Raw genomic sequence first — 16067 nt, forward strand, 5'->3', positions numbered from 1 at the left:
AAAGTCACAGAGTCGCAAGGTTTTTTTGCCACAGATTAAAATGATTTTTTCTCGCAGATTGAGCAGATTTAATTTTTTAAAGCTTTGTAAATAAATAATCTGCTCAATCTGCCAAATCTGCGAGACACAAAAAAACTTTGCGACTCTGCGGGACTAATTCATTCCAGTTTAAATAGCTTTTTACTCAATCGGTATTCGTAAATATTCCCCTTTAAAATTCTGGTTCAGAACGGTCATTTCAATCGGAATATGTAATCTATCAGGGATTACTTCAATCGAAGCTTTTCCGTTTGCCATCCGGATGGATTCGCTTCCGGTTGGTGTTCCCTGGCTTTTCATTGTTTTTCCGCCTTTAAGGCATTGGAAATATACGCTTTCTTCATAATCTAAACAACGTAAATTGTTGTTATCTATCGCAATAGCGGTGACAAGGTAATTTCCGTTCTTTAGTTTTTCCGAAGATAATTGTAACGAAACTGCGGATTCATTTTTAGTAAAGCGATAGTTTACTTTTAAGGTATCCGAAACCGTTTTACCATCTTTAGTTTTACCAATGGCAATTAAAGTGTTTTCACCTTTTTTGAAATTAACGTCCCAGGTCAGACCACAGGCCGGATAACTGGCAATATTTCGTTGTTTTTCACCAAGGGATTTTCCTTCGTGGTATAAAGTCACTTTTTTGCAATTACTGAAAACACTCAGGATTCTGGGCGTATTTTCAGGACCCTGGCGTTCTGTCCAGGTATGTGATTCGATGTAGGTAAAAGGTTCGTCGCTCCAGTAACTTTTAAAAACATAATAAGCATCTTTTGGAGTTCCATTTCTGTCTGTCAGTCCTTTTTGGTTCATGTACGGAATATCATCTTCGGGACGCAGCGGCGTTGCAAAATCCTTGAATGCCCATTGAACATTACCCACAAATGTTGGATCATTCTCGGATATATGCAAATGCCAGTCGAATAAATCGACAATATAATTTTCGCTCCAATCGCCAATCTGGGCAATATTGGCCACTTTGGTCTGTACAATGGCTTCTTCCCAGCCTTCTGCTTTTATAATGTTTTCGCCTGTAACCGGATTTTCGCTGTGACGGCCTACATGACTGTCGCCGCCATATTCGGCATGGATGAAATGTTTGTATTCTTTCTTGTAAACATCAATTGCTTTCTGATAGCTTTTATAACTCCCGGAATACCAGCCGGACCAGATAGAAGGGGAGAAGACGTCTACAATCTGCGAACCTTCGTAGTATTTTCTGATGGCTGTTTTTCGGTTCGGATCCATTTTATGGGCAATATTGTTGAGCTCGGTAAGAAAGGCATTTGTCTTTTCGGTATTGTCTCCGTCCGGAAAATCAGGAAGCCAGTTCATTTCATTTCCTAAAGACCAGATAATGATACTCGGATGGTTGTAGTTCTGATTGATGATTTCGGCCAGCATGTTTCTGGTATTGGTTTTCCAGAGTTCATCGCCAATTCCGCCGCGGCACCACGGCAATTCATCCCAAACCAAAAGGCCGAGTTCATCACAGGCTTTATAAACTTCCGGATCTTGCGGATAATGTGCCAGACGGACAAAATTCGCCCCCATTTTTTTGATGGATTCCATATCGGCACGATGTTGTGCGTTGCTCATGGTAGCGCCAACACCGGCTTGTTCTTCGTGTCGGTGTGTACCGCGAAGCAATAGTCTTTTTCCGTTCAGGTAAAACGGACCATGGTCTTTAAACTCAAACCATCTAAAACCGACCTTCTCATTGATACTGTCTTTTGCTTTGTTTTTTTCGGATAAAACAGCCGTTACCGTATATAAATTAGGTTTTTGGGTATCCCACAATTCCGGATTTTTGATATTTTCGAATGTTATATGGGTTGTTTTCCCGCTAACCGAAACCGTTTTTCCGGCCACTTTTTTCCCTTTCGGATTTTTAAGAATAACCGTCAGGGAAAGATCTTTTGCATTTTCCGGATTTACTGTGGATGCGATAATTTGTAAAGACGCTTTTTTCGCAGAGACTTCAGGAGTTGTAATTTTCAGGTTATCGATACTATTTTTGTATTTGGAAATCAGCCAGACATCGCGCGTAATGCCGCCATAAATAAAGAAATCACTTTTTTGGGAGGGAATAATTTCAATATCATAACTATTGTCCACACGGACAAAAACAGCATTGTTTCCTTCTTTGATAAAATTCGTAATATCGATGGTAAATCCAATATAACCTCCAATATGACCTCCGGCTTCTTTACCGTTTACATATACTTTGGTAGTGACATTCGATCCTTCAAAATATAAAAAATAGCGTTGATTTTGGTCTATTTGTGCAATGTTGAGCTCTTTCTGATACCAGCTTGCATCACGCCTGTAACCGGGATTTAAGTCGGTTGCGTCTTCGCTGTTCCAGCTGTGCGGCAGATTTATTCCGGTCCAGTTGCCTGCTTTTTGGGCATCGTTCAGGCTGGGGGTATTGTTTTCTAAATAAAGCCAATGGTCATTGATATTTGTTTGGGTACGCAAATCAGTAGTTGTCTGGGCAAAAAGGCTGCCCAGACAAAAATGAAAAACAAAAATGAAAGTCAAAAAAGACTTATAGTGGTACGATTGTTTTCTCATAAGTTATAAGTCTTTTTTTCTTAATAGTGCTTCCAGAAAATAGTAATCGGCATACACGATTGGTTCATCAATTTCATCCTTTTTAGGCCAGTTTCCTGTGCTGTGATCTAAAATAAAAGGCGCATTGATTTTAGGGTTTATAATATAGTGGTCTGACTGTAAAGTCGTGATCACCTTGTCGGCATAGGTCAGGTAACTTTTGTTTTTGGTATAGCCATACAATTCATATAATGCAGAAGCCATAACGGTTGCCGCAGAAACATCGCGTGCGGCATTGGGAATCGACGGATCTTTAAAATCCCAATACGGAATTCCATCTTCCGGCAGGTTTTTGTTTGTAATGAAGAATTGCGCTGTCGCTTCGGCCTGCTTTAGATACGCCGGATCTTTAGTATATCGGTACGACATGGTGAAACCGTAAACGGCCCAGGCTTGTCCGCGTGCCCAAACGGAATCGTCATTATATCCCTGAAGCGTGGTTTTCTTTCTGACCAATCCGGAGCCAGTATCATAATCGATGACGTGATAACAACTGTTGTCTGCTCTGAATTGATTTTTCAGAGTTGTATTGGCGTGTTTAATCGCGATGTCCTGATACTTTTTGTTACTGGATAATCGGCTGGCTTCAAAAAGCAATTCAAGGTTCATCATATTATCGATGATTACCGGATATTCCCAAATGTCTTTGTTGAAATCCCACGAACGAATGGCTCCGGTTTTTTCATTAAAACGCGTACATAAAGTTTCAGCTCCTTTGATGATCACATCTTTGTATTCCGGCTTGTTTTCGACTTTTAAGGCTTCGCCAAAAGCGCAGTACACTTTAAAACCAACATCATGAGAACCACTGTTGACGCTTTCTTTTTTACTGAAAGGCGTCCACTTTTCAGCCTGTTTTCTGTATTCGGAATTGCCTGTCAATCGATACAGCTGCCATAAGTTTCCGGCAAAAAAACCACTGGTCCAATCTCGCGAAGGTACTTTCTTTATGAGATTGGATTTCAGGTTCATGCTGCGCGGCATGGACAGGGAATCAACAGGATATTCCAACATCATTTTGTAACGGGTTTCAAGAAGAGTGCTGGCGGTTGCAGGCGTATTTTTTGTTTGGGAATTAATTCCGGATTTGCACGCTGTTGCCAGCAATGCAAACCCAAGAATTAAAGTAAAAAAACTAACTTTATTCATACTAATTAATCTAATGTTTAGTAACCCGGATTGTTTGGTTTTAAATTAGGATTGATGGCCAGCTCCGTTCCCGGTAAGGCGAAAAGGTAATCCCTGTTCGGATCAAAATTGGCATGAGGTTCAAAACCAGTAGGGCCAAATACTTCAGGACCGTTTTTCAGCCTTTTAATATCATACCATCTGATGTACTCAAAGGCAAATTCGAGCCTTCTTTCATTGATCACCATTTTTCTGAAATCCACCTGGGATAATCCCGGAGTTACATTCGCAGGAAAAGAAACTTGTTTTCCGGCTTTGTTTCGGGCTCTTGCGAGAACCCTGTTTACATAACCGTCCGCTTCTGAGGTTCCCGGAGTAATTTCGTTTAAGGCTTCGGCGGCCGTCAGCAATACTTCGGCGTAACGCATTGTGATGTAATTGTGTTGCGAAGTTCTTCCGTTGGCACCGGCTTTCCCCGGAAAACGAAAGTATTTGGCAATATGCGGACGGGGTGCTTTTTCATTATCGCTTGACGGATAAATCTGCAAAGAACCGCCCGGACCTGTTTTCTTTCTGATAATCGTATCAAAGCTTACCGCTCTTCTGTAATCTCTCTGATCCCAGTCGTTAAAAACTTTCAAAGACGGTACAGCTACAGAAAACCCCTGACCATAGCTGTAACTATCATCTTTTAAAGAACCCGTAAAAAATGCCGTATAATCCTGGCCGTAGTTTCCGGATACTAAGTTGTTGAAATCAATAGTGAACAAGGGCTCTTTTAATGCCGCTGCCTTATTAGCATTAAACAAATCCTGAAAGTCGGCATCCAGTCCCAATCCGAATTTTGCTTCGTTGGTAATAACGTATTTCGCTTCATCGTACGCTTTCTGGTATTGCCCTAAGGTCAGGTATACAGAAGCCAGATAACCTGCCGCTGTTCCTTTTCCCGGAACGGCTTTTACTTTTGGTTTGTCGTCCAGCCATTTTTTTGCAAATTCCAAATCTTCAATTATTTTGGCATACACAATGGCTTCTTTCGTTCTGCTTAGTTTGTCGACCTGGGAAACTTCATTCACAGCAAAATCAATATACGGAATGTCTCCAAAGATGCGAACCAGATGATAGTACGTAAAAGCTCTTGCAAAATAGGCCTGCGCTACGATCGCGTTTACTTTTGCAGGATCACCCGGCGTTTTTTTGGCGCCTTCAATGGCCTGATTGGCCGCTGCAATAATGATATAGGATTGTGGCCAGAAGTTCGCCACAAGCGCATTGGTATCATTCATTTTAAAGTCATTAACATCGATTCTTGCTACCTGAGTTGTTCTGTCTCCAATATCGGACATGTCATCTCTTAGCATCAGTGCAATTGTAAATTCCCTTCCCCAGTAGTTATTGTGGGCAATGTTGGCAAAACTTCCGTTTACAGCAGCCTGTAAATCGTCTGTATTGTTAAAAAAGTTGTCGGGACGAATGATTCCAACCGGATGTTCTTCTAAATCAGAGCATCCAAAGGCGAATATTCCCAAGAAAAGAAAAGTGATATATTTTTTCATAATGTGTTGTGTTAGACTAAAATTTAATATTAAATCCGAATGTAAAAGTTTTCACATTGGGATAACTTCCATATTCCAAACCTAGATTCGTATTACTTCTGGCATTACTGTCATTCAGATAACTGGTCTCCGGATCTGATCCCGGATAATCGGTAATCGTCCAGATGTTTTGTGCACTGATGTAAAAACGAACTTTGCTCAGTCCCATTTTAGAAACAATTTTTTCATTTAAACTGTATCCGACAGAGATATTTTTCAGACGGATATAACTCGCATCATACACAAATCTTGAAGTAACTCTTTTGGTTCTTGCCGCGTTGGCAGGAACGTTGGTGTCGGTGTTGGTTGGCGTCCAGGCGTCTAAAACTTCTGTTGTAGCGTTATTGTTTCCGGAAGCCAGTTCCATCAACGTGTAATTTAAGACCTGATTGCCTTCTGAACCCTGAAAGAAGATATTTAAATCTAAATTTTTATAAGTGAAATCATTATTCAGACCAAAAATGAAATCAGGATTCGGATTACCAATAATCGTTTTATCGTTGGAATCTAATTTTCCGTCACCGTTTACATCTTTGAATTTCTCACCACCCGCAGCAGTTTCGAAGTTACCCGGAAGTGCTGTTTCTCCTTGTTGGAGTACGCCGTCATAAATAAATCCGAAGAAAGAACCCACCGGTTGCCCCACTCTCAGAATCTGAGATTCTGTTGCCAGGAAATGCCCCGGCGTAGAGTTGATCAGAAGGTCTTTGTTATCGGCTAATTTCAATACTTTATTTTTGTTCGAAGAAATATTAAAACTGGTCGACCAGGTGAAATCGGCCCCGATAAAGTTTTTCGAATTAATTCCCAATTCCCAGCCTTTGTTTTCTAATTCTCCCACATTCTGAAGCTGAGATCCAATTCCTGAAACTCCGGGTAAAGGTCTGTTGAACAGCAAATCTTTGGTAATCGTTTTATAATAATCGGCTGTCAGGCTTATTCTGTTGTCAAACAAACCTAAATCAATTCCATAATCCTGCTGATACGAAGTCTCCCATTTCAGATTTGGATTGTCTAATGAAGTCAGCTGAACCGCATTGACAATTACGTCACCGCTCACATCGTAAATTTCAGAGAATCTCGACAGGGTAGAATAGGCCCCGATGGAAGGATTTCCGGTAGCACCATAACTCGCTCTCAGTTTCAGGTTTGAAATGATTTTACTGTCTTTTAAAAACTGTTCTTTGCTGATATTCCAGCCAATCGCTCCCGAAGGAAATGTTCCGTATTTGTAGTTTTCACTAAAGCTGGAAGAACCATCGCGTCTGGCCGTAAACGTTAGCAAATATTTGTCATCGTAATCAAAGTTTAACCTTCCGAAAGCAGAAATCAGTTCTGTTTCTGATAAAGAAGAATCCGGTTTCAAGAAAACAGTTCCGGCTCCTAAATTATGATACGAATTTGTATTGGTTAAAAACCCTCTTGAAGCAGCGTAAGAGCTTTCGTTTTTATTCTTCTGATAGGAATACCCTCCAAGAACCGTCAGGATTCCTTTTGAGATAATTTCTTTTTTGTACGTCAGATAATTTTCTGTCAGGAAAGAGGAATTTCTGTTGTTGTTTACAGAAGCTTCTCCTTTGATATTTTTTCCGGCAATTAAAGTTGAAGGAAGAAATCTTCCGGTCTGCGAATTAGAATCAGATAAGCCTAAAGTAGTTTTGAATTCAAGATCTTTTGTGATTTTATAGTTAGCAAAAAAGTTGTTCCTGCTGACTACCGAAACTGTTTCCAGAATATTATCCATTGCTGTTGCATACGGATTATCGATATCATCACCGATCGGAGCAGTAGAAGTGTAGCTGCCATCGGCTTTATAAATTCCTAAATCAGGCATAAAGCGGTAGGCTGCAGCGATAACCCCTGCTGCTCCCGTACCACCGGCACCGGTTTGGGAAATAATTCCTTCTTTGTTTTGTTTGCTCTGAAAAGTATTCAGTCCCACTTTAAGCCTGTCTGTTAAGTCAGCTTCCAGATTACTTACAATAGTGTATTTGTCTATCCCGGAATTGATGACTACTCCGTTTTGGTTGAAATAATTCCCGGATACATAATATTTGATTTTGTCGGATCCGCCTGAAAAAGACAGGGAAGTATTCGAAACCATTCCGTCACGATAAATAACATCCTGCCAGTCTGTATCTGCCGGTCCTTGTGTGTGCGTCGTAAAACTTTTTCGGTACGCAGCAAATTGATCCGCATTCAGCAAATGCAATTTGTTGTTCACCGATTGGGTCGAAGTCGAATTGCTGAACTCAATAACCGGTTTTCCCGGTTTTCCTTTTTTGGTCGTCACCATAATTACTCCGTTTGATCCTCTTGATCCGTAGATGGCCGTTGCCGAAGCATCTTTTAAAACTTCAATAGAAGCAATATCCTGAGGTGCCGGCATCGAAACACCTGCAAAACCGTCCACTACAATAAGGGCATCGCCACTCGCATTGATAGACGTTCCTCCACGAACCCTGATTTTTACGGGAGCACCCGGTTCGCCACCATTGTTGGACTGAACAGCTACACCCGCAGCACGTCCCTGTAAAGCCTGTTCTGCATTTAATAAAGGATAAGCAGTAAGTTCTTTTGCCGTGACAGAAGATACAGAACCCGTGATATCACTCTTTTTACGGGTACCGTAACCGACTACAATTACTTCTTCTAGGTTTTTGGTATCGGGTTTCAGGCTGATATTCACAACCGTTTTATTTCCAACCGGAATTTCTATCGTCTGATATCCGATAAAGTTAAAAACAAGAACAGCATTTTTTTCTGAAACAAAAACAGAGTAGTTTCCGTCCATATCTGAAGTGCTTCCCACAGAAGATCCTTTGACATAAACATTGGCACCGGGAAGTCCGAGCAAGTCTTCACTGGAAGTAATTTTTCCGGTGACTTTTTTCTCCTGTGCATTCACAATAATGTTTCCAAGTAAAAAGACTACCAGAAAACACCATTTAAGCGACTTAATTTTTTGGTTTGTAAACATTCATTTTTTGGTTTAAGGTTAATGTTAGCTAAAATAAAAAAGCAATAAACTCATTCCGATTATCAGAATCATAAACAGAAACTGCAGTAATATGAATTTTGTTTTTTTGAATTTCATAGGACAAATATATACGGCGCAAACGATATAGAAGTACAAAAAAGGGTATCTAAAAATACAGATACCCTTTTTTAAGCCTTGAAAACAGTGGATTTTTTATAGTACGGAGAGTGGTTTTGAAAATTTGTCAGCAAATTGTGACGGAGTTTCCCCGTATCTTTTCTGGAAACATTTACTGAAGTATTTCGGATTGTTGAAGCCTATTTTATAACTTACTTCTGAAATGTTTAATTTATTTTGTTCCAATAACTGAGCCGCACGTTTCAATCGTATTTCATGAATGAATTCGTTTGGCGTAAAATTGGTCCATGCTTTTACTTTTAAAAATAACATCGTACGGCTAACCCCTAATTCGGAACAGAAAAACGGAATGTCAAATTGTTCATTCGAGATATTGTCTTCTACAATTTTAAATGCTTTTTTTAATAATGCCTCATCCAGTGAGGAAACCGTTATTTCTGACGGAACAAAACTGTCTTCACTTGAAAACCTGGCTTTCAATCTTTCCGTGGAATTCAGCAGGTTTTTGACACGGAGCTTAAATTCAGTTAAGTTGAAAGGTTTACTGATATAATCGTCAGCACCGCTTTCAAGACCTTCAAATTTATACACCAGGGAAGATCTCGAAGTCAGTAAGATGACCGGAATATGACTGGTTTTTAAATTTTCTTTTATTCTGGAACAAAGCTCTGTACCCACCATTTCGGGCATAATGACATCGCTGATAATTAAATTCGGAACATGTTGTAGGGCTTTTTCCAAAGCCGTTTTTCCGTTGTCGGCTACAATAATATTGTAGTCTTTTTTGAGGAGATTTTTCATGAAGTTCCGCAATACCTTATGATCTTCTACCAGTAGAATGGTTGGTTTTTCGGCATTCACTACAAAATCATCAATATCTTCGGGTTCAGTGGTTTCAACGGTTTCCAGTTGAGCGGTATATTGTTCGATATCATCACTTATTCTGAAATCTTTGATAATCTCTTCTTCCTGCAGATGTGCTCTGCCCATCGGAAGGGTCACGGTAAAAATTACGCCTTCCGGTTTTTTATTGACAACATCGATGGTTCCTTTGTGCAGCTTGACAATGTTTTTTACGATCGACAAACCAATTCCGGTTCCTTTATTGTAGTTTTTCTGAACGTTGTTGTGCATCGGAATTTCAAAAAACAAATCAAAAATTTTATCAATATGCTCTGCTGCAATTCCAACCCCGGAATCTTCTACCGCAATAAACAGGTTCTCGTGATCGTGATGTATTTTGATATGGATATTGCCGCCTTTTGGCGTATAGCGGAAAGCATTTGAAATCAGATTATAAAAAACAGGTTCTAATTTATAGCGGTCAAAATAAACCAGAATTTCCTCTTCTTCAGCTTCAAAAGTATATTGGTAACCACCGTCTTTGGCATATTCAATAAAAGACAGAAAGATTTCCCTGGTAAATTTGACAATATTTCCGTTGGCAGATTCGAGTGCCACCTGGTGATTTTCGAGTTTCCTGAAATCCATTAATCGGTTGATGAGGCTTAAAAGATGATTGGCACTTCCTTCTATCACCAAAAGCTTTTTGTACATTTCATTTGTTCCGTTATAATCGGCTAATATTTGTTGTAAAGGCCCGAGGATTAAAGTTAAGGGTGTCCTGAATTCATGCGAAATATTGGTAAAAAAATCCAGTTTTGCCCGATTGTTTTCTTCGATACGTTTGGTTTCGAGGTATTCCAATTCTAATTTTTGTTTCAGTCTGGCTTTCGATTTTATAATCCAGATCAAACCATACAAGCCCAGACCAATCAATATGCCATACAATAAAAAGGCCCAGATACTGCGCCACGGGGCAGGATTTACCGTTACAGTGAGTGTAGTGGGAGTGGTGTTCCAAACCCCGTCGTTGTTGGCTCCTTTGACTTCAAAAACATAAGTCCCCGGATTCTGAATGGCAAATATGGCCTCGCTGTTTTTGGTGGTTGTCCAGTTATTTTCCAGACCAATTAGACGATAACAGTACTGATTGTTTTTGGATCGAATGTAATTTGGAATGGCAAAACTGATTGAAAAATTGGCTTTATCATAATCCAGTGTGATGTCTTTGGTATACCCAATACTCTTCTCTAATATTTTTGTCGAATCATTGGGATGAATCGTCTGATTTTTAATTTTCAGATTGGTGATTAAAACCTGAGGCGAATATCGGTTAATCGATAGTTTTTTCGCATTAAAATAAGTCGCACCCGACGGGCTTCCGAAGTAGAATTTATTCGAGTCCAGTTTTAAGGAAGAATTGTCATTAAATTCATTGCTCGCCAAACCATCTTTCTGATCGTATAAAACCACTTTTTGCTGCGTGATGCTATATTTTATAATGCCCTGATTCGTGCTGATCCATAAATTTTTATCATCATCTTCCAAGATGGAATGTATAGAAGTAATAATCGTGTTTCCGGCTCTTAAATTGATCCGGTTAAATTTTTTACCATCAAAATAATGCAGTCCTTTTGCTTTTGTCCCGACCCAGATTTTGTTTTGGCTGTCCTGAAACAAGGTCAGAATATCGTCTCCGGATAAAGACGGATTGTCAAAAAAGTACTGTTTTACGGCATATTGACTGGGTTTGTAAGTATTCAGTGAAATACAATTCAGGCCATTTTGAGTGCCTATCCAAAGCACATTTTTTTTATCGATCAACAGGGTTCGAATGATATTGTTGGTCAGGAAATTGGCTTTCGAAGTATCGTTTCCAATAATGGCAAAGGTTTTGTCAATCGAATTGTATCGGATCAGCCCTTTTCCGAAAGTGCCAATCCAAACGATTCCATTGGCTTCGGTTTTGATCGAATAAACGCCGGTTTCTTTTAATAATTCCTGTAATTCCAGACTAATTCGACTATCTTCAATTCTTTTGGAAAGCGTATTGTAAGCCGATAATCCTTTAGAAAAGGTACCTATCCACAGTATATTATCGGGAGAAAGCGACATTGATTTGATATCGTTTTTATTGTTGTGTCCCGTTTTACTGTTGATGTAACTGGTAGCCGATGTATTTTGGTTGTAAATGGTTATTCCGCCGCCTTCGGTTCCAAAATAGATGTTTTTATTTTTGTCGGTGATGATCGAACTGACGACATCAAAACTCATCGGAATCTTTTTGGAGTTCTGGTTGTAATTCGAAAAATTGACATTGGAAATGTCCCAGATATTCACGCCTTTGTAATAACAGCCAATCCAGACGGAACCTTTTTTATCGACAAAAACCGATTTTACCTTATCAATTCCGTTGTTGTTATTCGTGTTATTGATTTTCTCCAGACTTTTGTCTTTGCCGTAAATATAAATTCCGTCATAAGCGCCAATCCACAAAGCACCTTCATTGTCAATGGCCAGAGAACGAATGTCGGTATGGATTTCCCTGTATTTTTCATCCGGTAAAAAAGAAACAAACCTGTTGGTTGCCTGATCCATTTTTAAGAGTCCTTTGTTTTTGGTACCAATCCACAAATTACCTTCTGCATCTTCTGCAATGGCCTGTACATTCAAAAGTCCCGTTTGGTTTAGCGGATAGTTTTTAAAGGATAATTTTCCGTTTTTCCGGCTGATCAGTTTGCATAAACCTTTGGTAGTTCCAACCCAGATTTCTCCCTTTTTGGTTTTTAAAATACTAAGAATATTGTTGCTCGCTAAAGTGGAAGTGTCCGTATCGGAATGAAAAACAGAAGTAAAAAGCTTCGTTTTTTTATTGAAAATACTCAATCCTTTTGAAGTACCAAACCAAAGTTCTTCTCCTATTTCCCTGATACACCATACGGCATTACTGCTGATGGTGTGATTGGTTTTGTTGTGCAGGTATCTTTTGAAAGTATTCGAAACCGGATCATAGCAATTCAGTCCGTTGTACGTTCCCACCCATAATTTCCCGGAATTATCTTCTTCGATTGCCAAAATATCATTGTTACTGATGGTCGTTTTATCAGTAACATCATTTCTAAAAACAGTAAACTCACTGCCGTCATATTTATTGAGTCCGTCCCGTGTTCCGAACCACATTTGCCCCAGTTTATCCTGATGTATGGCAATGACCGAACTTTGTGAAAGTCCGTCGGTTGTAGAGATATTTTTGAGACGGTATTTATTCTGGGAAAACAAATTCCCAGTAATAAAAACAAAAACCAGAAAGACTATCTTGTATTTCATAGCGTTTTTTTTTTAGGTGCAAAGGCTCAGAGGTTCAGAGGTTCTTAGTTGCTAAGGTTTAGAGGATCAAAGTGTTGAAGTTTATGTAATCGGTTTTTTTGTAATAATCACTGCATCTCTGAAACTTTGTTACTCTGTCCCTTTGTCCCTTTGCATCTTTGTACCTGACTTCATTTTAAGCGCTTTTTTAATTGATAGTCATACAAGGAAGGCACTTTTTCCATGGACTGATTTAAAAATTCGACATAAGGATCCGGTTCGTATTTTACTTCGAATTTGGCATTTCCGTTTACACCAATGATTCTCGCAAACGGGCCGTCTTTCATACCATAAAGCAAAACGGGTTTTTGAATTTCTTCCGGATTAATTACTTGCACATTCAGATTCCAAAAAGTGCTGTAAGGCCCGTGTGAAGGTTTCCAGTAATCGGCACCGCCACCACCAAATAGGGCATAGCTGCTATTGCTTTCCGGAGTGATATGGACGGTAATATGATCGAACAAATTCTGATGATTGGCACCGGAATGCTGATCTAAAAGCGGATCGGCAAAGACTTCACAATTCTGATACACATTTTTAGTCGCAAAAGTATTGAAGCTTAACGGATGAACGGCTTTATTATAAATCTTTAAATTCTTAACCAAAACATTATGAACACCGCCCAGAGTTACCGTATAATGCGCCATGTGATTTCCGTCGGTTACAATATCCTGAATCGTTACATTAGCAATTTCTTCTGCCAGAATTCCGCTGTCTGCGTTAGTGATCACAACATCTCTGACCCAGCTGTTAAAAACACGGGTTAAGAAAATAGCATTGTTTCCCGGTTCAACATGATGTGCCACTCTCGGAATGTCCGGAAAGGTAAAACGCAGCTGTTCAATACCCACTTCGCTCAGATGTTTCCATTCTGTTAATTGTGCCTGATAACTGGGTTTAATGGAGATTGTCAAAGGTGTTTTTAAGGTGATTTTCGAGCCTGAAATTTTGGTAATTTCAACCTGTTGTCTTACAATTGGTAATTTTGGAAATTTCCAGTGGTGTGAACCCGGTTTTACAGGAGCGCCCTTGTATAAATCTTTGATGATTTCACCGTTTTCTCCGTCTTTATTGAATAATTGCAATTCTACAATGTCACCGACTTTTAGTCCATTGACGTCGGAGACAGTTATGGTATGTTCGCCCATCGTTCCGTTACTGACTTTCGCTAAACTTGTTGGAGCAGGCTCATATTTATCCAGATACGATTTTACACGTTCACCCGGAATCTGAGTCCAGATAAAGCCTCCCGACCAGGCGTATTGTGAAAAAGGCAAATCGATATTGTTTTCGTTTTCCCGCTGTCTTTTATCGAAAGTGGTGAGGTATTCCCTTAATTCCGCCAGTGATTCAGGATCTTTTAAATACATCATGGGTCTTGGGCAGTAAATCTCTGTGCCGTTAGCACCCGAACCCGAACCGCGAAGCACAAAATTACTTCTTTCGAGATATAAAACAGCACTCAGTATGATCCTTCCTGCTGGCAATTGCAGGATTACATTTCCTTCAACGGCATTGGCTGCCTGTATTGCTTTTAACAGGGCTTTTGAGTCGTCTAAATCATCATTTGCTTTTACGCCAAAATCTGTTGCATTCATGATTTTACCTTTGGATTCAAGGATACTGCTTTCTCCAAAATGATAGCCTGCATAGCTAAAATCGGGTAAGTAATTTGTTTTTGAATCCGTAAGTATTTTAGGGATTTGCTGAGCTGTTGCAATGCTATAAATAAAAAGACTGCAACCAATGAAAAGGATTTGGCGGGTCATGTTTTGTGGTTTTTTGTGGTGGTTAGTAAAGCTGGTATTCTTTGGGAGTTATATTTGGGTCACAGGTGCAAAGTTTTTTTATTTTGTAATTGTATTTCACGCAAAGTAGCAAAGACGCAAAGTTTTTATGTAAACTGATGTAGGTCGTTTCTAAAAAAAATCCGTTTAAATCTGTGAAATCTGTGGCAATACATTCATAAAGGACAAGCATTTTGTCATTTCGACGTAAGGAGAAATCACACTAGGGAATCTGCACACAAAGTAGCCAATCTTTGCATAGTTTCGAGTGTGATCCTTCGTTCCTCAGGATGACAAGAATGTTGCCGAACTTTGCTTCTTTACGCCTTTGCGTGAAATTTTCATCCTTAAAAAAAATCTTTTTAATCTGTGCAATCAGTGGCTAAAAAAAACTTAAAAACTTCTTTTAATCCCCATTTCAAGGCCTCTCAATTCGGCAAGCCCTCTTAAACGCCCAATTCCCGAATATCCGGGATTCGTTTTTTTATGTAAATCGTCCAGCATCTGATGGCCGTGATCCGGGCGCATCGGTAAATTACTGCCGTTTCTTTTTTCAACTTCCAGAATTGCTTTGACCACTTCGTACATATCGACATTCCCTTCCAGATGATTGGCTTCGTAGAAACTGCCTTCTTCGTCTCTTTCGGTACTTCTTAAGTGAATAAAATTCATTTTGTCACCATGACGTCTTACTATTCCTGGCAAATCGTTATCAGCTCTTACACCATAAGAACCGGTACACATTGTAAATCCGTTTGATTTCGAATCTATTGCTGCCATAAGTTCTATCAGATCCTCTTCGGTACTCACGACTCTCGGTAATCCTAAAATCGGGTAGGGCGGATCGTCCGGATGAATAGCCATAAGAACACCTGCTTTTTCTGCAACGGGAATAATTTCTCTTAAAAAGAAGAAAAGATTATCCTTTAGTTTTTGTCTGTCAATATGATTATATCCACTTAGTGTTACCAGAAAATCTTCCACTGAATACGCTTCTTCTGCCCCCGGAAGCCCGGCCAGAATGTTCTGCTGTAATTTTATCTTATCAGCATCAGTCATTGCTTCGAAGTATTTGGTTGCTTTTTCAATCTGTGCCTGAGTATATATTTCTTCGGCACCGGGTCTTTTCAGAATAAACAATTCGAAAGCAGCAAAGGCATTAATGTCAAAACGCAGTGCTTTTGATCCGTCCGGCATTTCATAAGACAAATCGGTTCTGGACCAGTCTAAAACGGGCATGAAATTATAACAGATGCATTTTATGCCGCACAAGGCGAGATTTCGGATGCTTTCTTTATAATTTTCAATGTACTGCAGGTGTTTTCCGGTTTGTTTTTTAATGTCTTCATGCACCGGAATGCTTTCCACAACAGACCAAACTAAACCTGAAGGGCCTTCTTTGGGATCTCCGTTTTTATGTTCAATTTCGACTTTTCGTTTTATTATTTCCTCTATTTGCCATACTTCCCCATTCGGAATATGATGTAGTGCTGTTACAATTCCGGTTGCTCCGGTTTGTAAAATATCCTGCAGGGAAACCGGATCGTTTGGGCCGAACCATCTTAACGTTTGTTCCAT

The 16067-nt window shown here is 39.6% G+C and carries 7 protein-coding genes; all 7 read right to left on the reverse strand.

Features of this window, described 5'->3' with window-relative positions; all coding sequences use genetic code 11:
• Positions 1–180: 180 nt before the first annotated feature.
• The 7 genes from HAV12_RS09385 to uxuA all read right to left on the reverse strand — a co-directional run bounded on the left by HAV12_RS09385 (position 181) and on the right by uxuA (position 16067).
• Positions 181–2613, reverse strand: a complete 2433-nt coding sequence (locus tag HAV12_RS09385; protein WP_171569411.1) for a glycoside hydrolase family 2 TIM barrel-domain containing protein — start codon at positions 2611–2613, stop codon at positions 181–183.
• A 3-nt stretch (positions 2614–2616) separates the two neighbouring features.
• Positions 2617–3801, reverse strand: a complete 1185-nt coding sequence (locus tag HAV12_RS09390) for a glycoside hydrolase family 88 protein (RefSeq protein WP_171569412.1) — start codon at positions 3799–3801, stop codon at positions 2617–2619.
• A 17-nt stretch (positions 3802–3818) separates the two neighbouring features.
• The gene (locus tag HAV12_RS09395) at positions 3819–5336 is read right to left on the reverse strand and encodes a RagB/SusD family nutrient uptake outer membrane protein (protein WP_171569413.1); all 1518 of its coding nucleotides are present in this window, start codon (positions 5334–5336) and stop codon (positions 3819–3821) included.
• 16 nt (positions 5337–5352) lie between these two features.
• Positions 5353–8355: a TonB-dependent receptor gene (locus tag HAV12_RS09400; RefSeq protein WP_171569414.1), complete on the reverse strand. Its 3003-nt coding sequence runs from the start codon at positions 8353–8355 to the stop codon at positions 5353–5355.
• Between the two features lie 213 nt (positions 8356–8568).
• Positions 8569–12663, reverse strand: coding sequence for a two-component regulator propeller domain-containing protein (locus HAV12_RS09405; protein ID WP_171569415.1), 4095 nt, complete (start codon positions 12661–12663; stop codon positions 8569–8571).
• A 170-nt stretch (positions 12664–12833) separates the two neighbouring features.
• Positions 12834–14471, reverse strand: a complete 1638-nt coding sequence (locus HAV12_RS09410; RefSeq protein ID WP_171569416.1) for a hypothetical protein — start codon at positions 14469–14471, stop codon at positions 12834–12836.
• Between the two features lie 411 nt (positions 14472–14882).
• A complete protein-coding gene (uxuA, locus tag HAV12_RS09415; protein WP_171569417.1) occupies positions 14883–16067 on the reverse strand; it encodes a mannonate dehydratase in 1185 nt (394 codons plus the stop codon).

Origin of the sequence: Flavobacterium sp. CLA17, from assembly GCF_013112255.2 — a bacterium.
GTDB classification, from domain to species: Bacteria; Bacteroidota; Bacteroidia; order Flavobacteriales; family Flavobacteriaceae; genus Flavobacterium; species Flavobacterium circumlabens.